This window comes from Phreatobacter stygius (genome assembly GCF_005144885.1).
In the GTDB taxonomy this organism is placed as follows: Bacteria; Pseudomonadota; Alphaproteobacteria; order Rhizobiales; family Phreatobacteraceae; genus Phreatobacter; species Phreatobacter stygius.
The window spans coordinates 3240603-3263109 of sequence record NZ_CP039690.1; the positions used below are offsets into that span (position 1 = coordinate 3240603).

Sequence of the window (22507 nt, forward strand, 5' to 3'; positions counted from 1 at the left end):
TCATGACGACCTTCACATTCGAACTGGTCAGCCCTGAGCGGCAGCTCTTCTCCGGCGCGGTCGAGCAGGTCGTCGTGCCCGGCTCGGAAGGCGAATTCGGCGTGCTGGCCAACCACGCGCCCTTCGTCTCGTCGCTGCGTCCGGGCATCCTGACGATCCATGGCGAAGGCCAGCCGAAGCGCCTCTATGTGCGCGGCGGTTTTGCCGAGGTCGCCGACGGTACCCTGACGGTGCTGGCCGAGACCGCGACCGCGGTCGAGGATCTGCGCGCCGATCAGATCGACGCCGAGATCAAGGAAGCCCAGGAAGACCTCGCCGACGCCAAGGACGACGCCACCCGCGCCAAGGCGGCCGAGCAGCTCGATCAGCTGAACAGCGTCAAGGCCGTGCTCGCTTCGGCGAAGTCGACGCACTGATCCTTCGCTGATCCAAGCCAATTTGAGAAAGGCCGCCCTTGCAGGCGGCCTTTTTTTATGCGCGGTCGTGCCGGTTCAGGCCTTGGCGCAGATCCGGGTTCAAGCCGGCAGGTCGCTCGCCTTGATCCTGGCGACGCCGAGCGCGGTCATGTCGGTCCAGGCCTTGGCGAGCGAACCGTTCAGGTCGATCGCCCGGCAAGCCTCCTCGACGACGAAAGTCTTCAGGCCGTTCCTGGCGGCATCCTGGGCGGTCCAGCTGACACAGAAGTCCGTGGCGAGCCCGACCACCACGGCGCGCGTGATGCCCCGTTCCTTCAGGTAGCCGCCAAGCCCGGTGACGGTCTTGCGGTCGGCCTCCTGGAAACCGGAATAGCTGTCGACCTCCTTGCGATAGCCCTTGCGGACAATGGTCTGGGCATGGGGCAGGTCGAGGTCGTCGTGGAACTCCGCGCCGACCGAGTTCCAGATGCAGTGATCCGGCCACAGCACCTGCGGCCCATAGGGCATCTGGATGACCTCGAAGGGCTTCTTGCCGGGGTGGCTGGAAGCGAAGGAGGAATGCCCGGCGGGATGCCAGTCCTGGGTCAGCACGACATTCTGGAATTTCGGCCCGAGCGCATTGATCACGGCGACGACCTCGTCGCCCTTCTGCACGGCGAGATGGCCGCCCGGGCAGAAATCATTCTGGACGTCGACGACGATGAGAACGGTTGAAGCATCGATCACGGGCTTCTCCTGTGCTCTTGCCGGCGGGGCGGCGCCAACGGCAGTCAAAAGCGTCGCTCCGGCGATGAGGATGCGGCGGTCGATCTCGAATGGCCTGTCCATGATGGTCTCCCGGCGTCGCGAGGTGAAGTCCGAGAGGCTAGCCTCTCGGCTGGTCCACGCGATGCGGAGGAACCCTTAGAAGGTGGCGATTTCAGCGCGTGAACGGGTGGAACGTCTGCAGCACGCGCTCGTAGACGCCGCGCTTGAACGGGATGATCAGCTCGGGCATGGCGGCCAGGCGCTCCCAGCGCCAGGCCTCGAATTCCGGCTTGTGGCCGCCGCCGGGATGGGCGACGTCGATCTCGCTGTCCGGACCGTCGAAGCGGAAAGCAAACCACTTCTGTGTCTGCCCGCGATAGCGGCCGCGCCAGGCCTGGCCGGCGACCACCGGGGGCAGGTCGTAGGCGAACCATTCCGGTGCCTCGGCGAGCAGGGTCGCCGAGCGGACATTGGTTTCCTCGTAGAGCTCGCGTATGGCCGCCGCCAGCGGCTCCTCGCCGGGATCGATGCCGCCCTGCGGCATTTGCCAGGAATGGCTGCCATCGACATGTTCGGGCGCCGGCCCTCGGCGCTTGCCGGCAAAGACGAGGCCGTCGCGGTTGATCAGCACCACCCCGACACAGGGGCGGTAGGGCAGGTCTTCGAAGCGGGCCATGATGACGTCCGGGGCGGCGAGGGCGTTAGCGAAACATTAACCAGCCGGCGCCCGGCGCGCCACGCCCGCGGTGACCGGAACCAGCATCAATCCGCGACTTTCCAGGGCGCGTGCCCATTGCGTCACGCGCTCGATGGTCACCGGCAGGGCCGAACCGATGCCGAGCGCGAAGCCGCGCTCGCGGGCGCGCGCCTCCAGCCGGGCCAGTTGCGCGTCGAGTTCGGCCGGCGTCGGCACGCGATCGAGATGGACGTCGCCGCGCAGGCTCGGCTGCTGCAGCGAACCGGCGATCTGCTGCACCAGGCTGCGCGGGCTGGTGCCGTCGTCGACCACCATCAGGCCGCGCCTGGCGGTTTCCCGCAGGATCGGCGCGAGTGCGTTCTCGGAAGCCGTGAACTTGGCGCCCATGTAATTGACCACACCGGCATACCCCTGGAACCGGCTCATCGCCCAATGCAGCCGCTCGGTATTGCGTTCGGCCGACAGCGTGGTCAGCAGCGTCTGCGGGCCCGGATCATTGTCGGGAAAGTCGAAGGGTTCCATCGGCACCTGCAGGAACACTTCGTGGCCCTCGGAGCGGGCGCGCATGACGACGCGCTCGAGATCCGCGCCATAGGGCGCAAAGGCCAGCGACACGGCGCCGGGCAATTTGGTGATCGCTTCGGCGGTGCTGTTCTGGCTGATGCCGAGGCCGCCGATCAGGATCGCGACCCGCGGCAGGCCGGCCTGCTGGCCGTTCGGCACGCGGAAGCTACGGGCATAGGCCTCGGAAGGCTTGCGGCCGTCGCTGGCGACCCGTGGCAAGGGTCCCTGCGCGCTGCGTTCGGTCAGGCGCGGATCGAGCCCGGCGGAACGATCGGACTCCGGGGTCGCCGCGACGCGCACCTCGCGACGGGCCCCCGACATGCCGTCGATGATGTTGATGGTGGTGCCGCCCTCGGCCGCCGCCTCATTCGATGTGGTATTTGGCGTCGGCCGTGGTTCGACCGGTTCGGCGGCCCGTGGCGCGGGCGCGGCGATGGCCGCGATGGCGCGGGGCTCGCCGCCCAGCGGATTGCGGATCAGCAATACCGTGCCGGCAATCATGATGATGGCCGCACCGACCAGCCCGGCGGCAATCGGCATCAGCGGCGGCAGGAACCGCCGTCTGGCGTCTGGCTTGGTCTCGACCCCGAGCGGGGCATTGAGGTCATCGGTCATGGCGCGCCGGTTTGCGGGAAACGGATCGCCGCCACATCTACATCGGGCCGGAACTCTTAAGCGCCGGTTAACCAAAGCTGTTCAATGCGCGCGTGTCTTGCCCCCGCAACCGACATTTTGCGCGGCGCCGGTGTCGTGTTAGGCAAAACCCCCGGAGGGCCCTGATCTTGCCGACGCAAATCGTACCGTTGCAGACCTCGCCGTCGTTGACGGGTGCCGATGCCATGCCGGGCATCGACCAGGTCATGCTGGCGATCGGCGCCGAGGCCAAGGCAGCGGCGCGCCGTCTTGCGCTGGCCGCGACCGGGCAGAAGAATACCGCCCTCGATGCCATCGCAAGGGCGATCCGCGCGCAGGCGGGTCAGATCCTTGCCGCCAATGCCGACGACCTTGCCGATGCCCGGCGCGATGGCCTGGCCGCCTCCTTCGTCGATCGCCTGACGCTCAACCCGACGCGTATCGAGGCGATGGCTGCCGGTGTCGAGATCGTCCGCGATCTCGCCGACCCTGTTGGCGCCGTGATGGCCGAATGGGACCGGCCGAACGGCCTTCATTTCGAGCGCGTACGGGCGCCTCTCGGCGTTATCGGGGTGATCTATGAGAGCCGGCCCAACGTCACGGTCGATGCCGGTGCGCTCTGCCTGAAGGCGGGCAACGCGGTGATCCTGCGTGGCGGCTCCGACAGTTTCCGTTCGTCGCGGGCGATCCATGCCGCGATCGTCGCCGGCCTCGAGGCCGCCGGCCTGCCGGCCGCCGCCGTCTCGCTGGTGCCGACCCGCGATCGTTCGGCGGTCGGCCTGATGCTGCAGGGGCTCGGCGGCACCGTCGACGTCATCGTGCCGCGCGGCGGCAGGAGCCTGGTCGCTCGTGTCCAGGCCGAAGCCCGGGTGCCGGTCTTCGCCCATCTCGACGGCAATTGCCATGTCTATGTCCATGCCGGCGCCGACCTTGCCATGGCCGAAGCCATCCTGGTCAATGCCAAGATGCGCCGCACCGGCGTCTGCGGTGCCGCCGAGACGCTGCTGGTCGATCGATCCGTGACCGGCAGCCATCTGAAGCCGCTGGTCTCGGCCCTGCTCGACGCCGGCTGCGCGGTGCGCGGCGACAGCCTGACCGGCCTGGCCGATCCGCGTGTCACCGCCGCCACGGACGAGGACTGGGGCACCGAATTCCTCGACGCGATCATTGCGGTCAAGGTGGTCGACGGGCTCGATGACGCCATTGCCCATATCGAGCGTTACGGCTCACACCATACCGATGCCATCATCACCGCCGATGCGGCGGCGGCCGAGCGTTTCCTCGCCGAGGTCGACAGCGCCATCGTGCTGCACAATGCCTCGACTCAGTTCGCCGATGGCGGCGAGTTTGGCTTCGGCGCCGAGATCGGCATCGCCACCGGCAAGATGCATGCCCGTGGCCCGGTCGGCGTCGAACAGCTCACCTCGTTCAAATATCGCGTGCGCGGCACGGGACAGCTGCGTCCGTGAGGCCACTTGGCGCCCGTATCGCGCCGCGCTTGCGGCGGGGCGGCGCGCGCCTCGTCCTGCCGCCTCATGCGGCGGGCATGCGCATTGGCCTGTTCGGCGGCTCGTTCAATCCGCCGCATGACGCCCATCGGCTGGTCGCGCTGACGGCGCTGAAGCGCCTCGGGCTGGATGCGGTCTGGTGGCTGGTCACGCCGGGCAATCCGCTCAAGGCCCAGGGCGGCCTTGCGCCGCTTGCCGAGCGCATGACCGCGGCGCGGCGGCTTGCCGCCCATCCGGCGATCCATGTCACCGATATCGAGGCCGGGCTCGGTACCCGCTTCACCTTCGATACGATCGCGGCGCTGAGAGCTCGCTGCCCGGGAGTCCGTTTCGTCTGGATCATGGGCGCCGACAATCTCGCCCAGTTTCACCGCTGGCAGAACTGGCGCGGCATTGCGAGCCTTCTGCCGATCGCCGTCGTAGACCGGCCGGGCACCGGCCTGCGCGCCGCCGCCGGCGTTGCCGCCACGGCGCTCGCCCGCTACCGAATGAACGAGACCGACGGCCTGCTCCTGCCTTTCGCCCGGCCGCCAGCCTGGATCTTCCTGCACGGACTGAAGTCGCCGCTGTCGTCGACGGCCATCCGCGCGCTGAACGGCAATCATTAAAATTAGAACTATCCGTTTAAACGGCGTTCAAAGCTGCCCGCCTATGGTGCGTCCACTGAGTGCAAGCGTTGGGGCAGACAGGATGAACGGTCTGATGTCAAAGAAGGTCGAACAGCTCTTGTCGAGCGTCGATGTTCTGGTGGTCGATGACAACCAGTTCATGCGCAAGGTCGTGCGCAACATCCTCAACAATATCGGCATCAAGACCGTCCACGAGGCGGCAGATGGTCTGGCGGGTCTCGAATATATCCGCCTGCATGCACCTGATATCGTCATTCTCGACTGGGAAATGCCGATGCTGAACGGCGCCGAGATGCTGCGCATCGTGCGCAACCCGGCAACTTTCCCGATGCCCGACGTGCCGATCATCATGCTGACCTCGCATCTCGAGCGCTGGCGCGTGGTGGAAGCCAACCGGCTCGGCGTGCACGAGTTCGTCGCCAAGCCGATCTCCGGCAAGGCGCTGCTCGAGCGCATCGTCTCGATCATCGCCCGGCCTCGGCCGATGGTTCATCTGGACGGCTATTACGGCCCGGAGCCGCGCAAGCTGGTGATCGAGCCGCGGCTGCGCGCGCGCAAGGTTCCGGAAGCCGCCAACATCGCCTGATCAGGCGCGCGATCTTGACGATCGCTGCGCACGGCGCGCATGCACGGGCTTAGGCTTTGCGCGGGGCCCGGAACATGCTTTCCTTGGACTTTATAGCTGTTCTAAGGAATGCCGCCATGGCCGACGCCCCATCCGCCGCTACCAAGCCTGCCGCCCATCCCCAGGGCCTCTCGATGATCGAGAAGCGCCGGATCGAGGCGGAAATCCTCAAGCATGTCTATGATGAGCTGAAGGCGAGCCAGGGCATCGAGGTGGCCAAGCGCACCATTGGCGAGGCGGTGCGCCGCTCGGCGGTGGAACAGGCCGGGCGTTTCGCCGCCCAGTCGCCCGAGGGCACGTCGCTCCAGGCCTTCATCGACATGCAGTCGTTGTGGACCCAAGGCGGCGCGCTGGAGGTCGAGGTGGTCGGGCAGACGTCCGACACCTATGCGTTCAATGTCACCCGCTGCCGCTACTCGGAAATGTACAAGGACATGGGCCTTGGCGAGATCGGCCACCTCTTGTCATGCCAGCGCGACGGCACCTTCTGCGAAGGCTATGACAAGAAGCTGAAGCTGGACCGGACACAAACCATCATGCAGGGCGCCAGCCACTGCGATTTCCGCTTCCGCTACGAGACCGGCAAGTCGGGCTGATCAGGCCGGCACCTTGCCGACATAGTCGCGCTTGCCGATGTCGAGGCCGTTCTCACGCAGGATGGCGTAGGCCATGGTGACGTGGAAATAGAAGTTCGGCAGCGCCATATGGGCGAGATAGGCCTTGCCCTTGAAGGTCATCGGCTGGCCGGCGACGGTGATCGTCACGTCCTTGTCGGCGGCCGCGTCGATCACTGCCTTGTCCAGGCCGGTGACGAAGCTGATGGTCTTGGCGATCCGTTCCTTCAGTTCGGAAATGCTGGTTTCGACGTCGGGATATTTCGGCGGATCGATGCCGACCAGCCGCGAGCATGGCCCCTTGGCGAAATCGGTGGCGAGCTGGACCTGACGGGCGAGCGCGAACATGTCGGGCGCCAGCCGGCTGTCGAGCAGCACTTTCGGATCCACCTTCTTGGCTTCGGCGAAGGCCGCCGCCTTGTCGAGCAGCCCGGACAGGCTGGTCAGCATTTGCACGAAGATCGGCACGGACAGGTCGGAGAGCGTCGTGGCCATGGATGATGTCCCAAGAGGATCGGGTGCCCGGGAAACCGGGCGCCGGAGAATCAGGTGCTACGGACCATCCGTGCCCTGGAGCGATTTACTCCCAGCCGGCGGCTCGCGCCAAGACTGCTTCTCGCGCCAAGACGGCTTCAAGTCGCTATAAGAAGCGCATGCCTGCTGCGATTCCCCGTGCTGCCGATCAATCCGTGCCGGTCCAGGGCCGCGTCACCCGGATCGGGCTGTCGCGCTTCAGGAGCTATGCCACGGCCCAGATCGCGCCCGACGCGGCATTGGTCGTGCTGGCCGGCCCGAACGGCGCCGGCAAGACCAATGTGCTCGAGGCCCTGTCGCTGCTGACCCCCGGCCGCGGCCTCAGGCGGGCGACGCTCGGCGAGATCGCCTGCGACCAGGGCGATGGCGGCTGGGCGGTCAATGCCGCGGTCGAGGGCGCCTATGGCGAAGCCGTGCTCGGCACCGGCATCGAGGCTGGCGATGTCGAGGTCCGCACCAGGCTCTGCCGCATCGACCGGGTGGCGGTCGGTTCCGCCGCGGCCTTCGCCGAACATGTCCGGGTGGTCTGGCTGACGCCGGCCATGGACGGCCTGTTCCTCGGCTCGGGCGGCGAGCGGCGGCGCTTCCTCGACCGCCTAGTCCTGGCGGTCGATGCCGAACATGGCGGGCGGGTCAACGCGCTGGAGCGCTCGCTGCGGGCGCGCAACCGCCTGCTCGAGGACGTGTCGCCCGATCCGGCCTGGCTTGACGCGGTCGAGCACGAGACGGCGGAACTGGCGGTGGCGGTCGCCGCCGCGCGTGCCGAGACGGTGCACCGGCTCGCCGGCCTGATCGAGGCGACCAAGGATCCGGCCTCGCCCTTCCCCTGGGCCGCGCTGGCCCTCGACGGCGCCGTCGAAGCCGCGGTGCTGACGCGTCCGGCGGTCGAGGTCGAGGATGATTACCGCGCCGTGCTGCGCGACCACCGGTCACGCGACCGCGCCGCCGGCCGCACCACCCAGGGGCCGCACCTGACCGACCTTCTGGCGGTACATGGTCCGTCCGGCGCGCCCGCCGAGCGCTGCTCGACCGGTCAGCAGAAGGCGCTGCTGGTTGGCCTGGTGCTGGCCCACGCCCGCCTGGTCGCCGAAATGGCCGGCTTCACGCCGATCGTGCTGCTGGACGAGGTGGCCGCCCATCTCGACCCGGAGCGGCGGGCCGCGCTTTACGATGCGCTCGAGAAGCTCGGCGCCCAGGTCTGGATGACCGGCGCCGATCCGGCGGCGTTTGAAGCCCTCAGGAGCCGCGCCGATCTGTTTGCCGTGACGCCCGGGACGATCGCCCGGGCGTGAGCCCCCGAACGGCCCGGGCGTGAGCTCTGAACGGCCCGGGCGCAAGTCGCGGAGCGGCAGGCCTTGCTCAGGCGTGCTCGGGGCCGGCCTTCGGCCGGCGGCGGAGAAAGGCCCCGATCAGCACCACGCCGATCGCGCCGGCGACGGCTGCGATGTAATGCGGCCAGGGGCTGGCCTTCAGGCCGATCGCCGGGTTGGGATCGAGCTGGACCATGCTGGGATTCCAGGCGGCCAGCTGCTTCAGCACCAGCGGGTCGTTGACGACCATGTCGCCGGCGATCCAGCCGAGCAGGGCGGCGCCGGCCCAGACGAAGATCGGGAAACGCTCGATCAGGGCGAGCACCATGCCCGAGCCCGCGACGATCAGCGGAATGGTCAGGGCGAGGCCGAAGATGAACAGCCAGACATTGCCATGGGAGGCGGCGGCGATCGCCAGCACGTTGTCGAGGCTCATCACCGCGTCGGCGATCGCCACGGTCTTGACCGCCTTCCACAGGTTGTCGGTCTCTTCGAGTTCGCTGTGCGCCTCCTCGCCGTCATCGGAGGCGAGCTTGACTGCGACCCAGAGCAGCAGCAGGCCACCGACAAGCTTCAGCAGCGGAATGGCCAGGAGATAGGTGATGATCAGCGCGAAGAGGATGCGCAGGCCGACCGCCGCGCCGGCGCCCAGGATGATGCCGATCTTGCGCTGCTTTTCCGGCAGACCCCGGCAGGCCAGTGCGATGACCACGGCGTTGTCGCCGGACAGAAGGAGGTCGATCCAGATGATCTGGAGAAGGCCTATCCAAAAATTGCTGTCCATTGCGCGTCCCGTCTCCCCTGGCGCCGGCCACTATGCAGCGCACAAACTGAAACGGCGACATAGTACGTAGTTGGCCCTATGCCAGGGGGGTGGCCGGTTTTTTTATCGGGTGTGTCGCTTAGGCCGCAGCCCGGGCTTCCCGACGCTTCATCAGATAGGCGATCGCGACCACCAGGACAGCTCCGACGATCTCGGCGGGAAGCTCTATCCGGTGGGCGAATTCGCTGCCCAGGACCTTGATGGTCATCGGGTCGTGCAGCATCATGTCGCCGGCGAGCCAGCCGAGCAGCGCGGCGCCGGCCCAGATCAGGATCGGCAGCTTTTCCAGCAGCTTCATGATGATCGAGGCGCCTGCGACGATCAGCGGGATCGAGATGACCAGGCCCATGACCAGCATGGTCGTGTTGTCCTTGGCGACGGCCGCGATCGCCAGCACATTGTCGAGGCTCATCACGGCGTCGGCGATGGCAACGGTCCTGACCGCGTACCAGAGCTGGTCGGAAGCCTTGATCTCGTCGCCGTCATGGCTGTCGTCGGCAATCAGCTTGATCGCGATCCAGAGCAGCAGCAGCCCGCCGATCAGCCTGAGGAAGGGCATGTCGAGCAAGGTGGCGACGAACAGCGTGAAGATGACCCGCAGCAGGATGGCGACGCCGGCGCCCAGCACCATGCCGATCAACCGCTGCCGCTCCGGCAGAGCCCGGCAGGCGAGCGCGATGACCACCGCATTGTCACCGGACAGGATGATGTTGATCCAGATGACCTGGACGATGCCGACAAGGCTCAGCGAGCTGAAGTCCATCGCGTAGCAGTCCTTGGGGGTTCTTCGGAGGGCGTTGGTGCGCGCGTGCCCACGGCAATTTCGGCGCGCACCCTAAGGTTGGTGAATACGCGCCGATATTCGTGTTTCTGCGTAAAATCCGCTGCCCTGCAGAGACCGGTGGTCGGACCGCCGGTCTCTATCGCGCCTCAGGCGATCGCGTCGGCGATCGCCTGGCCGCAAGCGATCGTATTCGCCTTGCCGCCGAGATCGCCGGTGCGGTAGTCGGCCTTGGCCAGCACCTCTTCGATGGCGCGCACGATGGCCGCCGCCGCTTCGGTCTCGCCGAGATGATCGAGCATCATCGCCGCCGACCAGATCTGCCCGACCGGATTGGCGATGCCCTTGCCGGCAATGTCGGGCGCCGAGCCGTGCACCGGTTCGAACAGCGAGGGGAACTTGCGGTCCGGATTGATATTGCCCGACGGCGCAATGCCGATCGTGCCGGTGCAGGCCGGGCCGAGATCGGACAGGATGTCGCCGAACAGGTTGGAGGCGACGACCACGTCGAAACGATCCGGATTGAGCACGAAATGGGCGGTCAGGATGTCGATATGGTACTGGTCGACGGAAACCTCGGGATAGGCCTTCTTCATCTCGGCGACCCGCTCGTCCCAATAGGGCATGGTGATCGCGATGCCGTTCGACTTGGTGGCGCTGGTCAGCTTCTTGCGCGGGCGCTTCTTGGCCAGCTCGAAGGCATATTTCAGGATCCGGTCGACGCCGATGCGGGTCATTACGGTTTCCTGCACCACGAACTCGCGCTCGGTGCCCGGGAACATGCGCCCGCCGATCGACGAATATTCGCCCTCGGTGTTCTCGCGCACCACGAAGAAGTCGATATCGCCGGGCTTGCGGTTGGCGAGCGGCGCCGGCACGCCCGGCATCAGCTTCACCGGGCGCAGATTGACATATTGGTCGAACTCACGGCGCATCAGCAGCAGCGAGCCCCACAGCGAAATATGATCCGGGATCTTCGCCGGCAGGCCGACGGCGCCGAAGAAGATGGCGTCATGGCTGCCGATCCTGGCCTTCCAGTCCTCCGGCATCATCCGGCCGTGCTTCTCGTAATAGTCGTAGGACGAGAAGTCGAAATGATCGAGATCGACCGAGAACTTGTATTTCTTCGCCGCGGCCTCGAGCACGCGCACGCCTTCCGGCATGACCTCCTTGCCGATGCCGTCGCCGGGGATGACCGCGAGCTTGTAGGTGTTCGAGCGGGCCATGGATCGTCTCCTCTGATCTCGTGCTGCATGGGATAGGCCGCGGGCGCCGCCGCCGGCAACCACGTCCTGGGGCATGGCGTCCATGACGTGCCGGCACGGGCCGAGGCCGGGGGCATCACTATGCGTTGTCGGCGCCGATCGATGCGATGACCGCATCGGTCACCTGGCGCGTCGTCGCCTTGCCGCCGAGATCGGGCGTATGCAGGTCCGGATCGGCGGTCACCCGCTCGATCGCCCGCATCAGGCGGTCGGCCGCCGGCTTCTCGCCGAGATGTTCGAGCATCATCGTGGCGGTCCAGAACGTGCCGATCGGATTGGCGATGCCCTTGCCGGTGATATCGAAGGCCGATCCATGGATCGGCTCGAACATCGAGGGGAAGCGGCGCTCCGGGTTGAGATTGGCGGTCGGTGCGATGCCGAGCGAGCCGGCGAGTGCCGCGGCGAGATCGGACAGGATGTCGGCATGCAGGTTGGTCGCCACCACCGTGTCGATCGTCTCGGGTTTCATGGTCATGCGCATGGTCATGGCGTCGACCAGCATCTTGTCCCAGGTGACGTCGGGATAGTCGCGCGCCACCTCGGCGGCGATCTCGTCCCACATCACCATGGCATGGCGCTGGGCGTTCGATTTGGTCACCACGGTCAACAGCTTGCGCGGCCGCGAGCGGGCCATCTCGAAAGCGAAACGAATGATCCTGACGACCCCGGTGCGGGTCATCATGGAGACGTCGGTGGCGACCTCCTCGGGCAATCCGCGATGCACCCGTCCGCCGACGCCGGCATATTCGCCCTCGGAATTCTCCCGCACGATGACCCAGTCGAGCTCGGGACCGGAGACATGGCGCAGCGGGCTGGTGATGCCCGGCAGCACGCGGGTCGGACGGACATTGGCATATTGGTCGAACGGCTGGCAGATCGCCAGTCGGAGCCCCCAGAGCGAGATGTGGTCGGGCACGTCGGGTGCGCCGACGGCGCCGAAATAGATCGCATCGTGATTGCGGATCTGGTCGCGACCGTCCTCCGGCATCATCAGGCCGTGGGCCTTGTAATAGTCCGAACCCCAGTCGAAATGGTCGAAGGCCAGGGTGAAACCGCCATCGCGCCTGGCCAGCGCCTCGAGCACTTCGATGCCGGCGGCGATGACTTCCTTGCCGATCCCGTCGCCGGGAATGGCCGCGATCCTGTGGGTCTTCATCTCCGGAGGTCCTTCCCATGCGGTCGCCGCCGCGGCTAGGCTCGCTTTGGCGCGAACCATTTGCATTGGCCTTGAAACCGGGCTGATGTCAATAATCCATTGCAGCTTCCATGGAAGATGATATTCCTGCGCTGGAAGCATGGAGGATGCCGATGTCGAGGACCGTCAAGGCTATGGCCGTGGTTGCCGAACGGCGCCCGTCGCTGGTCGACGATGCCTATGCCGCGATGAAGGAGGCGATCCGCGAGAGCACCTTCGTGCCGGGTTATCAGGCATCCGAACAGGAGATCGCGCTGCGCCTGGGCATGAGCCGCACGCCGGTCCACGAAGCCTCGATCCGGCTGCAGGAAGAGGGCCTGGTGCGCATCGTGCCGAAACGCGGCATCGTCATCTGCGCGCTCGCGCCCGATGATCTCAGAGAGATCTACGACGTGGTCATCGCGATCGAGGCGAGCGCTGCCGAACTGGTCGCCAAGCTGCCGGAGGCCGAACGTTCCGGCGTCGCCGATGAGCTCGCGGCGGCGACCGCGCGGATGGCCGAAGCCCATGCCGCCGGCCGGCTGCCGGACTGGGGCAAGGCCGACGAAGCCTTCCACCGGCTTCTGGTCGAGCGCTGCGGCAACCGGCGGATCTCGCGCATCATCCAGACCGTCAATGACCAGTCGCACCGCGCCCGCATGCTGACCTTGAAGCTGCGCAAGCAACTGCCGGCCTCGATCGCCGATCACCAGGCGATCATCGAGGCGATCCGCCGTGGTGACGCGGCCGGCGCCCATGCGGCGGCCCGCCAGCATCGCAGCCGCGCGCGCGACGAACTCCTGCCGCTGCTGGAGGACTTCGGGCTGAAGCACTTGTGAGCCGGCCGCCGCGCGGCTGGCCGGCATCGACATATCGGAGATCGCGGACAACGCGACCGGGCACGATCATTGGAGGAACCCATGCGACGCGTTTTCACGGCCCTGGCGGCCGCCCTGGCCATCCTGTCGGGGCCAGCCTCGGCCCAGACCTTTCCGAACCGGGCCATCACCATGGTGGTGCCCTTTGCCGCCGGCGGCACCACCGACATCATCGCGCGCATCATGGCCGAGCACATGTCACGCACGCTCGGCCAGTCGATCGTGGTCGAGAACGTCGCTGGCGCCGGTGGCACCACCGGCTCGCTTCGGGTCGCCCGGGCCGCGCCCGACGGCTACACGCTGATCATGGGCAATATGGGCACCCATTCGGCATCTGTCGGGCTCTATCCCAATCTCGCCTATGACCCGCGCACGGATTTCGAGCCGGTGATGAACGCGGCGGGAACGCCGATGATGATCGCCGCGCACAAGGATTTTCCGGCCAGGACCCTTGCCGAGATGATCGCCCTCTTGAAGGCCGATCCGTCGCGCTACAACTATGGCCATGGCGGCGTCGGTTCGACCTCGCACCTGACCTGCGTGTTCTTCCACCACCTGATCGGCGCGCCGGTGCAGCATGTGCCGTTCCGCGGTTCGGGGCCGGCGCTGGCGGCCTTGCTCGGCAAGCAGCTCGACTATGTCTGCGACCAGACGGTCACCATCATCCCGCAGCTTTCGGGCCTCAACACCTATGTCATCGCCACGCCGGCGCGGTCACCGGCCGCGCCCGACGTGCCGACCGCGGCCGAAGCCGGACTGCCGGCCTTCCAGGTGGTTGGCTGGAACGCCATGTTCGCGCCGAAGGGCACGCCGCGCGAGATCATCGACCGGCTCAATGTCGCCGGTCGCGCCGCGCTCGCCGACGAGAGCGTGCGCAAGCGCCTGCTCGAACTCGGCTGCGAGATCCCGGATGCCGCCGGCCAGACGGCGCAAGCGCTCGGCGCCCATGTTCGCGCCGAGGTCGACAAATGGACCCCGGTGATCAAGGCGGCCGGCGTCACCGCCGGCAATTGACCGGCCGGTCACGGCGCCCGGCGATCCCGCCGGGCGGGCTTCCGCCGCCGGTCAGAAGAACCGCTCCAGTTCGGCGGCGACCAGGTCAGGCAGTTCCTCGGCGAGATAGTGCCCGCCGGGCAGCGCCTGTCCGCGGACGTCGGCGGCCCTCTCGCGCCACAGCGCCAGCGCGTCGAAGCACTTTTCGATGACGCCGTTCTGGCCCCACAGCACCAGCAAGGGGCAGTTGAGTTTCCGGGTGCCATCGGCATCGTCATGGGCGATGTCGATGGCGGCGGCGGCGCGATAGTCCTCGCAGCTTGCGTGGATGGTGCGCGGGTCGCGGAAACATCGGAGATAGTCGTTCAGCGCGGCTTCCGTGAACGGTGTCAGGCCGGCCGAGCCCGCGCCGCATTTTTTCAGCCAGTAGGAGTCCGGATCGGCGCCGATCATCCGTTCCGGAAACGGCGCCGGCGTGATCAGGAAGAACCAGTGCCAATAGGCCCGGGCAAAGGCATCGGTCGTGTCCCGGTACATTTCGCGGGTCGGCGCGATGTCGAGCACAGCGAGCTTCTTGACGCGGTCGGCGTGATCGAGCGCCAGGCGATGCGACACCCGCGCGCCGCGATCATGGCCACAGACGAAGAAGCTGTCATGGCCGAGCGCGGTCATCACCTCGGCCATGTCCTGGGCCATGGCGCGTTTGGAATAGGGCGCGTGATCCTGGCTCGTCTCCGGCTTGCCGCTGTCGCCATAGCCGCGCAGGTCGGCCGCCACCACGGTGAAGCGCTGGCTGAGGCGCGGTGCGATCTTGTGCCACAGCACATGGGTCTGCGGGTAGCCGTGCAGCAGCAGCAAAGGCGGGCCTGATCCGCCGGTGCGCAGCCGGATCGTGGTGCCCGAGGTCGCGACGTCGAGCATGCGGAAACCCGGAAACATCCGATCCGCGACCGGCAATTCGATGATCATGCGGCAATCCTTGTCTGGCCTGGACGGGCGGCGGCGTGTTCGCGATCACTTGACGGCCTTGTATCCAACACGCACTGGATTAGGTATGGCAAACTATACGAACCCTCGAATTCGACAGAACGTGGGTCGCCACCGGAGGATCTTCATGAACAAGCGTCATTTGCTCGCCGCCGCTGCGGCAGCCCTGGTCGCCGGCGCCGTGCCCGCCGCCGCGCAGACCTTCCCGTCCCGGCCGATCACCATGATCATTCCGTTCGCCGCCGGCGGACCGACCGATGTGGTCGCGCGCATCGTCGCCGAGAGCATGAGCCGGTCGCTTGGCCAGGCCGTGGTCATCGAAAACGTCTCGGGTGCCGGCGGCACCACCGGCTCGACCCGCCTGACCACGCAGGCCGCAGACGGCTACACCATCATGATCGGCCATACCGGCACCCATGCCGCGTCGGTCGCGCTCTATCCGAACCTGCGTTACAATCCGGCGGCGGATTTTACGCCGATCGGACTGGTCAACACCAATGCCATCCTGATCACCGCCAAGAACGCCCTGCCGGCCAACACGCTCGCCGAGTTCGTCGCCTGGATCAAGGCCAACGAGCGGACCGCCAACAATGCCCATGCCGGCATCGGTTCGGTCAGCCACACCACCTGCCTGCTGCTCAATTCGATCATTGGCGTGAACCCGCAGACCGTGCCTTATCGCGGCACCGGCCCGGCGATGAACGACCTGGTCGCCGGCCAGGTCGACTATCTCTGCGATCAGGTCGTCAATGTCGCGCCGCAGGTGCGTGCCGGCACGATCAAGGCTTTCGCGGTCGCCCAGCAGACCCGCAATCAGGCCTTGCCCAACGTGCCGACCACGGCGGAAGCCGGCCTGCCGGCCTATCAGGTGGTGGTCTGGAACGCCATGCTGGCGCCCAAGGGCACGCCGGCGCCGGTCATCACCAAGCTCAACGAAGCACTGCGCGCGGCGCTTGCCGACGCCGGCGTGCGCGCGCGCCTGGCCGAGCTCGGCGCCGATCTGCCGAGCGATGTCCAGGTGAGCCCGGCCGGCCTGCAGGCCTTCATCGAGGCCGAGATCGCCAAGTGGACGCCGGTGATCAAGGCGGCGGGCGTCACCGCGACCAACTGATCGTCGCGCGCACCGTTCGGCCAAGAATCAGTACCCAAGAACCAGTACCCAAGAACCAGCGCCCGGCCTCGTGCCGGGCGTTGCCGTTCAGGGCCGCCGGCGGCGGCTCAGGTCTTTCCTGCGAGGGTCGCGATGACGAAGTCGACGCGGGCGGCGACCGGCGCGCGCGGCAGTTCCACCAGCTCATAACCGTATTGGCGATAGGTCAGGACCATCGCGCTATGGGTTCGCGCGGCCTCGTCCAGGTCCTGCTTCCGCTCGCCGTCGGTTCGGTAGATCTCCGGCCAGGGCGGCGCGATGAAGACGCGCCGGTTGTAGCGCAGCGTCCTGGCCGCGACATCCATATGGTGCGGGATCGGCAGGCCGATCAGGTTGAGATAGCCGAGCACATCGGGCACGCCGCGATCAAACAGGACGGCGCCGGGCTGGCCCGCCGCGGCGTGATAGTTGCCCATTTCGAAAGCCAGCATCATCTCGGCGAACAAGGCGCGATCAAGCCAGGGCAAGGCGCGTCCGCCGATCGCCTGCTGGTCCCGGATGATCCTCCGGCCGACCTCCTCGGAGGTCGCGAGCCCGGCGGTCTTCAAGGCGTCGATCAGCGTGGTCTTGCCGGAGCCCGGACCACCGGTGACGACGAAGAGGCGGCCGGGTCCGTGGATGGGGTGGTCAGGCATGGGCGGGCGCCTCTCCCGGCGGTTGATCAATCGATGACGACGGCCGAACGCCCAAAGTGGCGGCAGGCTGGTTCAAGGTCCATCGGCTTGTTCAAATGACGGCGGGCAGGCCGTAATCGCCGCCGGCTCCCTGTGCCAGCAGCTTGGCGATAACAGCAAGGCCGTGGGCGAGTTCGTCGGGCGGTGGGGCGCCCAGGCAGAGCCGGATCCCGGAGAGCTGCACCGTCGGGTCGACCGCCAGCGCCGAAGGCGGCGTGACCATCACGCCAAGCGCGGCGGCACCTTCCGCAACATGCAGCGCCGCCGCCATGGGCATGGGCAGCCAGGCATGAAACCCGTTGCTCCCCGATGCCGCCAGCTGGCCGGGCAGTGCGGCGCGCGCCATGGCCATTCGCCTCGCCGCCTCGGCGCGGACCGATGCGCCGACCGAAGTCGCGGTCCCGTCCGTCAGCCACTGCGCCATGATCAGGTTGCAGAGCGGCGAGGCCATGGTGCTTGTCGTCTGGAGCATGGCGAGCGCGCGATCGATCAGCCCGGGCGGCGTGGCCAGGACGCCGATGCGCAGGCCTGGACTGAGGTTCTTCGAAAGGCCGTTGACGTAGAGGCTACGCTCGGGGGCGAGCGCCGCCAGCGCGGGCAGGTCAGGCGGGGTGAACAGCGAATAGACGTCGTCCTCGACAATGGTGACGTCATGGGCCCTGCAGAGCCGGACGATATCCTGGCGCCGCGCCAGGCCCATCGTGGCGGCCGTCGGATTTTGCAGCGTCGGCGTCACATAGAGGGCAACCGGGCCATGGTCGGTTCGGCTGCGCAAGGCCCGGTCGAGAGCCTCGGGCCTCAGGCCCTCCTCGTCGATGTCGAGCGGCTTCATCCGATAGTCCGCATGGCGCGCGAGCGCGATCGCTCCGGGATAGGTCACCGCCTCGGTCAGCAGCAGGCCACCGCGCGGGCAGGCCAGCGCCAAGGCAATGGACAGGGCGTGCTGCGCGCCGTTGCAGAGAAGCAGACGATCCGGCGCGATCGCGAGGCGATGATCGGCCAGCCATCGCGCCATCAACATCCGATGGTCGTCACGGCCGGCGGCGGGGCAATAGCGCCCGAAACTCTCCGCGCCGAGCCGTCCGGTCAGCGTTGCGAGTGTCGCCGTCATCAGCCGGTCACTCAGCATCTGAGGCGGCGTATTGACGCTGAGATCGACAACCGTCCTGGCGCGCAGGATGGAGCCCGCAACGAACATTCCCCGTCCGCGCTCGCTCTGCACCAGCCCTCGCCGTTCCAGCACCGCATAAGCCCTGGTGACGGTGCCGAGCCCTATGCCGAGCTGAAAGGCCAGGTCGCGATGCGGCGGCAGGCGCGCGCCGGCCGGGACAGAGCCGGCAGCAATGTCCTCCGCAAGCGCCGCGACCAGCCGCTCATAGGGCGGGCCCGCCGTTTCGCCGAGTCGTGGCTGCCAGGGCGACGCGAGACGCATGAGGATTCCAAGAATAGTGTCACATGACACTATTATGGTATCGCCAAAAGTGTCACATGTCTATTGCAGCCGCACCTGCCGATGGATCGCGGTGCCCGCCTTATGACCCCAAGCCTGCTGCTGACCTTTGCAACCTATGCCTTCGTGACCTCCATCACGCCCGGACCGAACAATGCGATGGTGCTGGCGTCGGGACTGAATTTCGGATTTCGCAGGACGATCCCGCATCTCCTCGGCATCAACCTCGGCTTCTCGGCCATGGTGCTGGCGGTTGGCCTGGGGCTTGGCGGCGTCTTCACCGCCTGGCCTGTCCTCCACGACGTGCTGCGTTATGTCGGCGCCCTCTATCTCGTTTATCTCGCCTGGAAGATCGCCCGATCGGGGACAACGGCCGATGGCGCGGCCGCCGCCCGGCCGATGAGCTTCGCGCAAGCCGCGGCGTTTCAATGGGTCAATCCCAAGGCCTGGATCATGGCGATCGGGGCGGTGGCGACCTACACCCCGCAAAATGGCTTCTTTCTCAACATCGTCGTCGTGACCGTCGTTTTCGCCTTGATCAACGGGCCGTGCATCGCGGCCTGGGCCGGATTCGGCGTCGTGCTGCGCCGGGTCCTGACCGGAGCCCGCTCCCAGCGCATCTTCAATCTGGCGATGGCAACACTTCTCGTCCTGTCGCTGGCGCCGATCCTGTTCGACAGCCTGAAATGAGGCCACGCGCCGTGAGCCCGTCGCCATCGGCCGAGGTTCGAGAAACGCAGGCTAGTTCCGCTGCGGCGGCCGGTTCTCGAACCGCTTCGACCATTCCGCCAGGATCCGGTCGCGATTATCGGCCATCCAGGTGTAGTTGAGCTGGATCATCCGGCTTTCGGCATCGGTCGGATAATTGGGCGGCACATTGACGATGCCCGGCCTTGCGACGATGCCGTAGAAGCGCGCGAACAGTTCATTGGCGTTGCGGCCGGTCGCCCAGTCGGCGATCCGCCGCGCGGCGGCGGCCTGGGCCGGCGGCCGGCCACGAATGATCGCGAGCGCGCCCATTTCCCAGCCGACACCGTCGCGCGGCACGATGATGTCGATCGGCGCGCCCAGGCTGCGTTCGCGCGCCGCGCGCATGTCGAAGCTGATGCCGATGACCCGCTCGCCGCGCGCCGCCTGAACGCACGGCGCGCTGCCGGAATGGGTGTAGAGCGACACGTTGCGGTCCAGCGCTTCCATGTAGCGCCAGGCGGCGTCCTCGCCCATGATCTGGATCCAGCTGGCGACGATCAGAAAGCCGGTGCCGGACGAAGCCGGGTGCGGCATGACCAGCCGGCTGCGCAGGCTCGGATGGATCAGGTCGCCCCAGCTTTCCGGCTTCGGGATGTTGGCCTTGCCGGCTTCGACCGTGTTGAAGCAGAGCGCGATCACGAAGGCGTCGAGGCCGGTCCAGCTATAGGGCTCGCTGGTGTCCTGAAACGCCGGCTTGAGGCCTTCGGCGCCTTGCGGGCGATAGGCTTCCAGCAGGTTCATTCGTTCGAGCAGCAACAGGCTGGAGGTCACCAGGCCGAACACCATGTCGGCGCGCGGACTGTCGCGCTCGGCCATCAGCCGGGCCGTGATCACGCCGGTCGAATCGCGCACCCATTGGACCTCGATATCGGGCAGGTCGGTTTCGATCGCGGCCTTCAGGGCGCTGAGCTCTTCGGTTTCGGTCGCGGTATAGACCATCACCCGCGTCCGGCTTTGCGCCCCGACGTCGGCCGCACCGGCGATCAGAAGGGTTGCGCCGAGGGCCAAGGCGGCGAGCCGACACGAAAACCCCATGGTCTGCCCCCTTCGGGCCCATCCCCCCGAGCCCGTCCGATCATAAACCGATTGAATGCGCCGTGACAGATGTCAATCAAGCACCAAACGGACCAGATATGCCGTCAGGTTACCAGAATCGCCCGGAAATCATTGACATTGGTATGGGTCGGCCCGGTGACGACGAGGCCGTCGAGGGCCGCGAAAAAGCCGAAGCCGTCGTGGCGGTCGAGATAGCTGCGCGGGTTGAGCCCACGCTCGGCGGCGGCCGCGATCAGGGCGGGTGTCACCACCGCGCCGGCATTGGCCTCGACCCCGTCAATGCCGTCGGTGTCGATGGCCAGCGCATGCACCCGTTCGCGATGGGCGGGCGAGAAGCCCTGGATCGCGACGGCGAAGGCCAGGGCGAACTCGGAATTCCGGCCGCCGCGGCCGGTTGGGCGATCCCTGGGCAAGGTGACGGTGGTCTCGCCGCCGGACAGGATCAGCACAGGCGGCTTGGCCGGCAGGCCGTGTTCGAGGATCGAGCGGGCAAGCGCGGCATGGACCAGGGCCACGTCGCGCGCCTCGCCCTCGATGGTGTCGCCGAGCACCAGTGTCGTCAGCCCGGCATCCGCGGCAATCCTGGCCGCCGCGCGCAGGCTCTCGACCGGCCTGGCGATCAGCCGGATATCGATGCCGCCGGCAAAGGCCGGGTGATCCGGCTTCGGGCTTTCCGAGGCCGGGTCCTGCAGGTGGAGCATGACGCTTGCCGGCAGGTCCATCCGATAGCGCTGGATGATGGCGAGCGCGTCCTTGCGTGTCGTCGGGTCCGGCACGGTCGGCCCCGAGGCGATCACCGCCGGGTCGTCGCCGGGCACATCGGAAATCGCGATCGTCACGACCTTGGCCGGATAGGCGGCGGCGGCGAGCCGGCCGCCGGCAATGGCCGAAACGTGCTTGCGGACACAGTTCATCGCGCCGATATCGGCGCCCGAGGCGAGCAGGGCGGAATTGACCGCCTTCAGGTCGTCGAGTGTCAGCGCTCCGGCGGGCGCGGCCAGCAGGGCCGAGCCGCCGCCGGAAATCAGCGCGACCACCAGGTCATCGGCGGACAGGCGGGCGAGCCGTTGCAGGATGCGGTCGCTGGCGGCGAGCCCGGCCGCATCCGGCACCGGATGGGCGGCTTCCAGCACCTCGATGCGTGTGCAGGGCACCGCATGGCCGTAGCGGGTGACCACGGTGCCGGTGAGCGGCGCCGGCCAGACCTTCTCGAAGGCGGCGGCCATCGCGGCGGCGGCCTTGCCGGCACCGACGACAACGGTCCGGCCGGTCGGTACCGGCGGCAGGTGATCGGCGATCCGGTCGGGCAGGGCCGCGGCAATGGCCGCGTGGCCGAGCGAGATCAGGAAGGCGCGGGGGTCTGAAAGATCTGTCACGGGCTGACCTGTCGAAGCGGGCCGTCAAACAAGCAGGTCGCGGCCGGCGCGGCAAGCGCGGTTTGCCGGTTCGTCCGCGGTGGGCGCAGACCGTGCGGAGAACGGCCATCCCGTTGGGCGCTACCCAGGGCTCGGCGCATGACGTATGGCTGCCTGATGCCTTATCCGTTCAACCAGGCCTGCCGGACCGAGATTGCCGACCGCGTCGCGGCCTTCCGGCGTTTGCCCAAGGACGCGGCCGGGCAGGCCTTGAAACAGGCGGCCGTGGCGATCGTTCTGGTCGAAGCCGGCGAAGCCTCGGGCGAAACGGCTTTCCTGCTGACGCGACGGGCCACCGGCCTGCGCTCCCACGGCGGCCAATGGGCTTTGCCGGGCGGGCGCTGTGACGCTGGCGAGACGCCGGCCGAAGCGGCGCTGCGTGAACTCGATGAAGAGATCGGCCTGAAACTCGGCGCCGCTGACGTCCTGGGTGTGCTCGACGACTATCCGACCCGTTCGGGTTATCTGGTGACGCCGGTGGTGGCCTGGGCGGTCGGCAGCGCCGCGCTTCGCCTGAACCGGGAGGAGGTGTCGTCGGTCCATCGCATTCCGCTGGCCGAGATCATGCGGCCGGATGTCGTCGATTTCACCACGATCCCGGAGAGCCGGCGGCAGGTGGTGCGCATGGCGATCTCGGGCGACATCATCCATGCACCCACCGCCGCCTTGATCTACCAGTTCCGCGAAGTGCTGGCCGGCCGCGCCACGCGGGTCAACGATCTCGAGCAGCCGCTGTTCGCCTGGCGCTGAGGCTTTGGAACCACAAGGCATGCATTTCGGACGGATTGCCGGCCGGCTCAGGCTCTCCTAGAACACATGACCCGGCCCAGGCGC

At 67.3% G+C, this 22507-nt stretch carries 24 protein-coding genes; 11 read left to right on the forward strand and 13 right to left on the reverse strand.

The annotated features are described in order from the left end of the window. Window positions 1–2: 2 nt before the first annotated feature. Complete coding sequence (locus tag E8M01_RS15125; RefSeq protein ID WP_136960872.1) at window positions 3–416, forward strand: F0F1 ATP synthase subunit epsilon; 414 nt, start codon at window positions 3–5, stop codon at window positions 414–416. Between the two features lie 99 nt (window positions 417–515). On the opposite strand, the gene pncA is transcribed toward E8M01_RS15125, so the two are convergent. The 3 genes from pncA to E8M01_RS15140 all read right to left on the reverse strand — a co-directional run bounded on the left by pncA (window position 516) and on the right by E8M01_RS15140 (window position 3039). Continuing rightward, window positions 516–1244 (reverse strand): bifunctional nicotinamidase/pyrazinamidase, encoded by a 729-nt coding sequence (pncA, locus tag E8M01_RS15130; protein WP_136960873.1) that lies wholly within the window; start codon window positions 1242–1244, stop codon window positions 516–518. Window positions 1245–1335: 91 nt separating this feature from the next. Next, complete coding sequence (locus E8M01_RS15135; protein ID WP_136960874.1) at window positions 1336–1839, reverse strand: RNA pyrophosphohydrolase; 504 nt, start codon at window positions 1837–1839, stop codon at window positions 1336–1338. A 36-nt stretch (window positions 1840–1875) separates the two neighbouring features. Continuing rightward, window positions 1876–3039, reverse strand: a complete 1164-nt coding sequence (locus E8M01_RS15140) for a divergent polysaccharide deacetylase family protein (protein ID WP_136960875.1) — start codon at window positions 3037–3039, stop codon at window positions 1876–1878. Window positions 3040–3263: 224 nt separating this feature from the next. Between E8M01_RS15140 and E8M01_RS15145 the strand changes: the two genes are divergently transcribed. The 4 genes from E8M01_RS15145 to E8M01_RS15160 all read left to right on the forward strand — a co-directional run bounded on the left by E8M01_RS15145 (window position 3264) and on the right by E8M01_RS15160 (window position 6415). After that, window positions 3264–4526, forward strand: coding sequence for a glutamate-5-semialdehyde dehydrogenase (locus E8M01_RS15145; protein WP_246088814.1), 1263 nt, complete (start codon window positions 3264–3266; stop codon window positions 4524–4526). Continuing rightward, window positions 4523–5173, forward strand: coding sequence for a nicotinate-nucleotide adenylyltransferase (locus E8M01_RS15150; protein ID WP_425467724.1), 651 nt, complete (start codon window positions 4523–4525; stop codon window positions 5171–5173). Before E8M01_RS15145 ends, E8M01_RS15150 begins: the two co-directional genes overlap by 4 nt. 94 nt (window positions 5174–5267) lie before the next feature. Further along, the gene (locus E8M01_RS15155; protein WP_170181907.1) at window positions 5268–5780 is read left to right on the forward strand and encodes a response regulator; all 513 of its coding nucleotides are present in this window, start codon (window positions 5268–5270) and stop codon (window positions 5778–5780) included. A 116-nt stretch (window positions 5781–5896) separates the two neighbouring features. Beyond that, a complete protein-coding gene (locus tag E8M01_RS15160) occupies window positions 5897–6415 on the forward strand; it encodes an L-2-amino-thiazoline-4-carboxylic acid hydrolase (RefSeq protein ID WP_136960877.1) in 519 nt (172 codons plus the stop codon). Here the strand turns inward: E8M01_RS15160 and E8M01_RS15165 are convergent, their stop codons facing one another. Beyond that, on the reverse strand, window positions 6416–6928 hold the full coding sequence (locus tag E8M01_RS15165) for a DUF1993 domain-containing protein (RefSeq protein WP_136960878.1): 513 nt from the start codon (window positions 6926–6928) through the stop codon (window positions 6416–6418). A gap of 158 nt (window positions 6929–7086) precedes the next feature. Here E8M01_RS15165 and recF point away from each other — a divergent pair, with 158 nt between their 5' ends. After that, entirely contained in the window at window positions 7087–8259 is a 1173-nt protein-coding gene (gene recF / locus E8M01_RS15170) for a DNA replication/repair protein RecF (protein WP_136960879.1), read from the forward strand. A 67-nt stretch (window positions 8260–8326) separates the two neighbouring features. Here the strand turns inward: recF and E8M01_RS15175 are convergent, their stop codons facing one another. The 4 genes from E8M01_RS15175 to E8M01_RS15190 all read right to left on the reverse strand — a co-directional run bounded on the left by E8M01_RS15175 (window position 8327) and on the right by E8M01_RS15190 (window position 12302). Then, a complete protein-coding gene (locus tag E8M01_RS15175) occupies window positions 8327–9061 on the reverse strand; it encodes a TerC family protein (protein WP_136960880.1) in 735 nt (244 codons plus the stop codon). A gap of 118 nt (window positions 9062–9179) precedes the next feature. After that, window positions 9180–9863: a TerC family protein gene (locus E8M01_RS15180; RefSeq protein WP_136960881.1), complete on the reverse strand. Its 684-nt coding sequence runs from the start codon at window positions 9861–9863 to the stop codon at window positions 9180–9182. 167 nt (window positions 9864–10030) lie between these two features. Then, entirely contained in the window at window positions 10031–11107 is a 1077-nt protein-coding gene (locus E8M01_RS15185) for a tartrate dehydrogenase (RefSeq protein ID WP_136960882.1), read from the reverse strand. A gap of 118 nt (window positions 11108–11225) precedes the next feature. Continuing rightward, window positions 11226–12302 carry a tartrate dehydrogenase gene (locus E8M01_RS15190; RefSeq protein WP_136960883.1) on the reverse strand — a complete coding sequence of 359 codons (1077 nt, stop codon included), beginning with the start codon at window positions 12300–12302 and terminating at the stop codon, window positions 11226–11228. 152 nt (window positions 12303–12454) lie between these two features. Here E8M01_RS15190 and E8M01_RS15195 point away from each other — a divergent pair, with 152 nt between their 5' ends. Together E8M01_RS15195 and E8M01_RS15200 are read left to right on the forward strand one after the other, a co-directional pair. Further along, window positions 12455–13159 (forward strand): GntR family transcriptional regulator, encoded by a 705-nt coding sequence (locus E8M01_RS15195; protein WP_136960884.1) that lies wholly within the window; start codon window positions 12455–12457, stop codon window positions 13157–13159. Window positions 13160–13240: 81 nt separating this feature from the next. Next, a complete protein-coding gene (locus E8M01_RS15200) occupies window positions 13241–14212 on the forward strand; it encodes a tripartite tricarboxylate transporter substrate-binding protein (protein WP_136960885.1) in 972 nt (323 codons plus the stop codon). A 51-nt stretch (window positions 14213–14263) separates the two neighbouring features. Here the strand turns inward: E8M01_RS15200 and E8M01_RS15205 are convergent, their stop codons facing one another. Then, on the reverse strand, window positions 14264–15160 hold the full coding sequence (locus E8M01_RS15205) for an alpha/beta fold hydrolase (protein ID WP_246088742.1): 897 nt from the start codon (window positions 15158–15160) through the stop codon (window positions 14264–14266). A gap of 145 nt (window positions 15161–15305) precedes the next feature. Here E8M01_RS15205 and E8M01_RS15210 point away from each other — a divergent pair, with 145 nt between their 5' ends. After that, entirely contained in the window at window positions 15306–16289 is a 984-nt protein-coding gene (locus E8M01_RS15210) for a tripartite tricarboxylate transporter substrate-binding protein (RefSeq protein ID WP_136960886.1), read from the forward strand. Window positions 16290–16396: 107 nt separating this feature from the next. Here E8M01_RS15210 and E8M01_RS15215 read toward each other — a convergent pair whose 3' ends face one another. Continuing rightward, the gene (locus E8M01_RS15215) at window positions 16397–16963 is read right to left on the reverse strand and encodes an AAA family ATPase (protein ID WP_136960887.1); all 567 of its coding nucleotides are present in this window, start codon (window positions 16961–16963) and stop codon (window positions 16397–16399) included. Window positions 16964–17054: 91 nt separating this feature from the next. Then, on the reverse strand, window positions 17055–18434 hold the full coding sequence (locus tag E8M01_RS15220; protein ID WP_136960888.1) for an aminotransferase-like domain-containing protein: 1380 nt from the start codon (window positions 18432–18434) through the stop codon (window positions 17055–17057). Window positions 18435–18536: 102 nt separating this feature from the next. Here E8M01_RS15220 and E8M01_RS15225 point away from each other — a divergent pair, with 102 nt between their 5' ends. Continuing rightward, the gene (locus E8M01_RS15225; RefSeq protein WP_215908893.1) at window positions 18537–19142 is read left to right on the forward strand and encodes a LysE family translocator; all 606 of its coding nucleotides are present in this window, start codon (window positions 18537–18539) and stop codon (window positions 19140–19142) included. Window positions 19143–19193: 51 nt separating this feature from the next. Here the strand turns inward: E8M01_RS15225 and E8M01_RS15230 are convergent, their stop codons facing one another. Together E8M01_RS15230 and E8M01_RS15235 are read right to left on the reverse strand one after the other, a co-directional pair. After that, window positions 19194–20237, reverse strand: coding sequence for a putative 2-aminoethylphosphonate ABC transporter substrate-binding protein (locus E8M01_RS15230; protein ID WP_136960890.1), 1044 nt, complete (start codon window positions 20235–20237; stop codon window positions 19194–19196). Window positions 20238–20341: 104 nt separating this feature from the next. Next, a complete protein-coding gene (locus E8M01_RS15235) occupies window positions 20342–21634 on the reverse strand; it encodes a glycerate kinase type-2 family protein (protein WP_136960891.1) in 1293 nt (430 codons plus the stop codon). Window positions 21635–21790: 156 nt separating this feature from the next. Between E8M01_RS15235 and E8M01_RS15240 the strand changes: the two genes are divergently transcribed. Continuing rightward, a complete protein-coding gene (locus tag E8M01_RS15240) occupies window positions 21791–22423 on the forward strand; it encodes an NUDIX hydrolase (RefSeq protein ID WP_136964650.1) in 633 nt (210 codons plus the stop codon). Window positions 22424–22507 lie beyond the last annotated feature (84 nt).

What these genes read in the sequence shown, in the direction of transcription:
- E8M01_RS15225 (WP_215908893.1), top strand. Translation starts at nt 18,537, where the DNA reads ATGACCCCAAGCCTGCTGCTGACCTTTGCAACCTATGCCTTCGTGACC.
- E8M01_RS15180 (WP_136960881.1), bottom strand. Translation starts at nt 9,863, where the DNA reads ATGGACTTCAGCTCGCTGAGCCTTGTCGGCATCGTCCAGGTCATCTGG.
- pncA (WP_136960873.1), bottom strand. Translation starts at nt 1,244, where the DNA reads ATGGACAGGCCATTCGAGATCGACCGCCGCATCCTCATCGCCGGAGCG.
- E8M01_RS15195 (WP_136960884.1), top strand. Translation starts at nt 12,455, where the DNA reads ATGTCGAGGACCGTCAAGGCTATGGCCGTGGTTGCCGAACGGCGCCCG.
- E8M01_RS15215 (WP_136960887.1), bottom strand. Translation starts at nt 16,963, where the DNA reads ATGCCTGACCACCCCATCCACGGACCCGGCCGCCTCTTCGTCGTCACC.
- E8M01_RS15220 (WP_136960888.1), bottom strand. Translation starts at nt 18,434, where the DNA reads ATGCGTCTCGCGTCGCCCTGGCAGCCACGACTCGGCGAAACGGCGGGC.
- E8M01_RS15190 (WP_136960883.1), bottom strand. Translation starts at nt 12,302, where the DNA reads ATGAAGACCCACAGGATCGCGGCCATTCCCGGCGACGGGATCGGCAAG.
- E8M01_RS15175 (WP_136960880.1), bottom strand. Translation starts at nt 9,061, where the DNA reads ATGGACAGCAATTTTTGGATAGGCCTTCTCCAGATCATCTGGATCGAC.
- E8M01_RS15240 (WP_136964650.1), top strand. Translation starts at nt 21,791, where the DNA reads ATGCCTTATCCGTTCAACCAGGCCTGCCGGACCGAGATTGCCGACCGC.
- E8M01_RS15165 (WP_136960878.1), bottom strand. Translation starts at nt 6,928, where the DNA reads ATGGCCACGACGCTCTCCGACCTGTCCGTGCCGATCTTCGTGCAAATG.
- E8M01_RS15205 (WP_246088742.1), bottom strand. Translation starts at nt 15,160, where the DNA reads ATGATCATCGAATTGCCGGTCGCGGATCGGATGTTTCCGGGTTTCCGC.
- E8M01_RS15125 (WP_136960872.1), top strand. Translation starts at nt 3, where the DNA reads ATGACGACCTTCACATTCGAACTGGTCAGCCCTGAGCGGCAGCTCTTC.
- E8M01_RS15200 (WP_136960885.1), top strand. Translation starts at nt 13,241, where the DNA reads ATGCGACGCGTTTTCACGGCCCTGGCGGCCGCCCTGGCCATCCTGTCG.
- E8M01_RS15185 (WP_136960882.1), bottom strand. Translation starts at nt 11,107, where the DNA reads ATGGCCCGCTCGAACACCTACAAGCTCGCGGTCATCCCCGGCGACGGC.
- E8M01_RS15230 (WP_136960890.1), bottom strand. Translation starts at nt 20,237, where the DNA reads ATGGGGTTTTCGTGTCGGCTCGCCGCCTTGGCCCTCGGCGCAACCCTT.
- E8M01_RS15160 (WP_136960877.1), top strand. Translation starts at nt 5,897, where the DNA reads ATGGCCGACGCCCCATCCGCCGCTACCAAGCCTGCCGCCCATCCCCAG.
- E8M01_RS15210 (WP_136960886.1), top strand. Translation starts at nt 15,306, where the DNA reads ATGAACAAGCGTCATTTGCTCGCCGCCGCTGCGGCAGCCCTGGTCGCC.
- E8M01_RS15140 (WP_136960875.1), bottom strand. Translation starts at nt 3,039, where the DNA reads ATGACCGATGACCTCAATGCCCCGCTCGGGGTCGAGACCAAGCCAGAC.
- recF (WP_136960879.1), top strand. Translation starts at nt 7,087, where the DNA reads ATGCCTGCTGCGATTCCCCGTGCTGCCGATCAATCCGTGCCGGTCCAG.
- E8M01_RS15135 (WP_136960874.1), bottom strand. Translation starts at nt 1,839, where the DNA reads ATGGCCCGCTTCGAAGACCTGCCCTACCGCCCCTGTGTCGGGGTGGTG.
- E8M01_RS15145 (WP_246088814.1), top strand. Translation starts at nt 3,264, where the DNA reads ATGCCGGGCATCGACCAGGTCATGCTGGCGATCGGCGCCGAGGCCAAG.
- E8M01_RS15155 (WP_170181907.1), top strand. Translation starts at nt 5,268, where the DNA reads ATGTCAAAGAAGGTCGAACAGCTCTTGTCGAGCGTCGATGTTCTGGTG.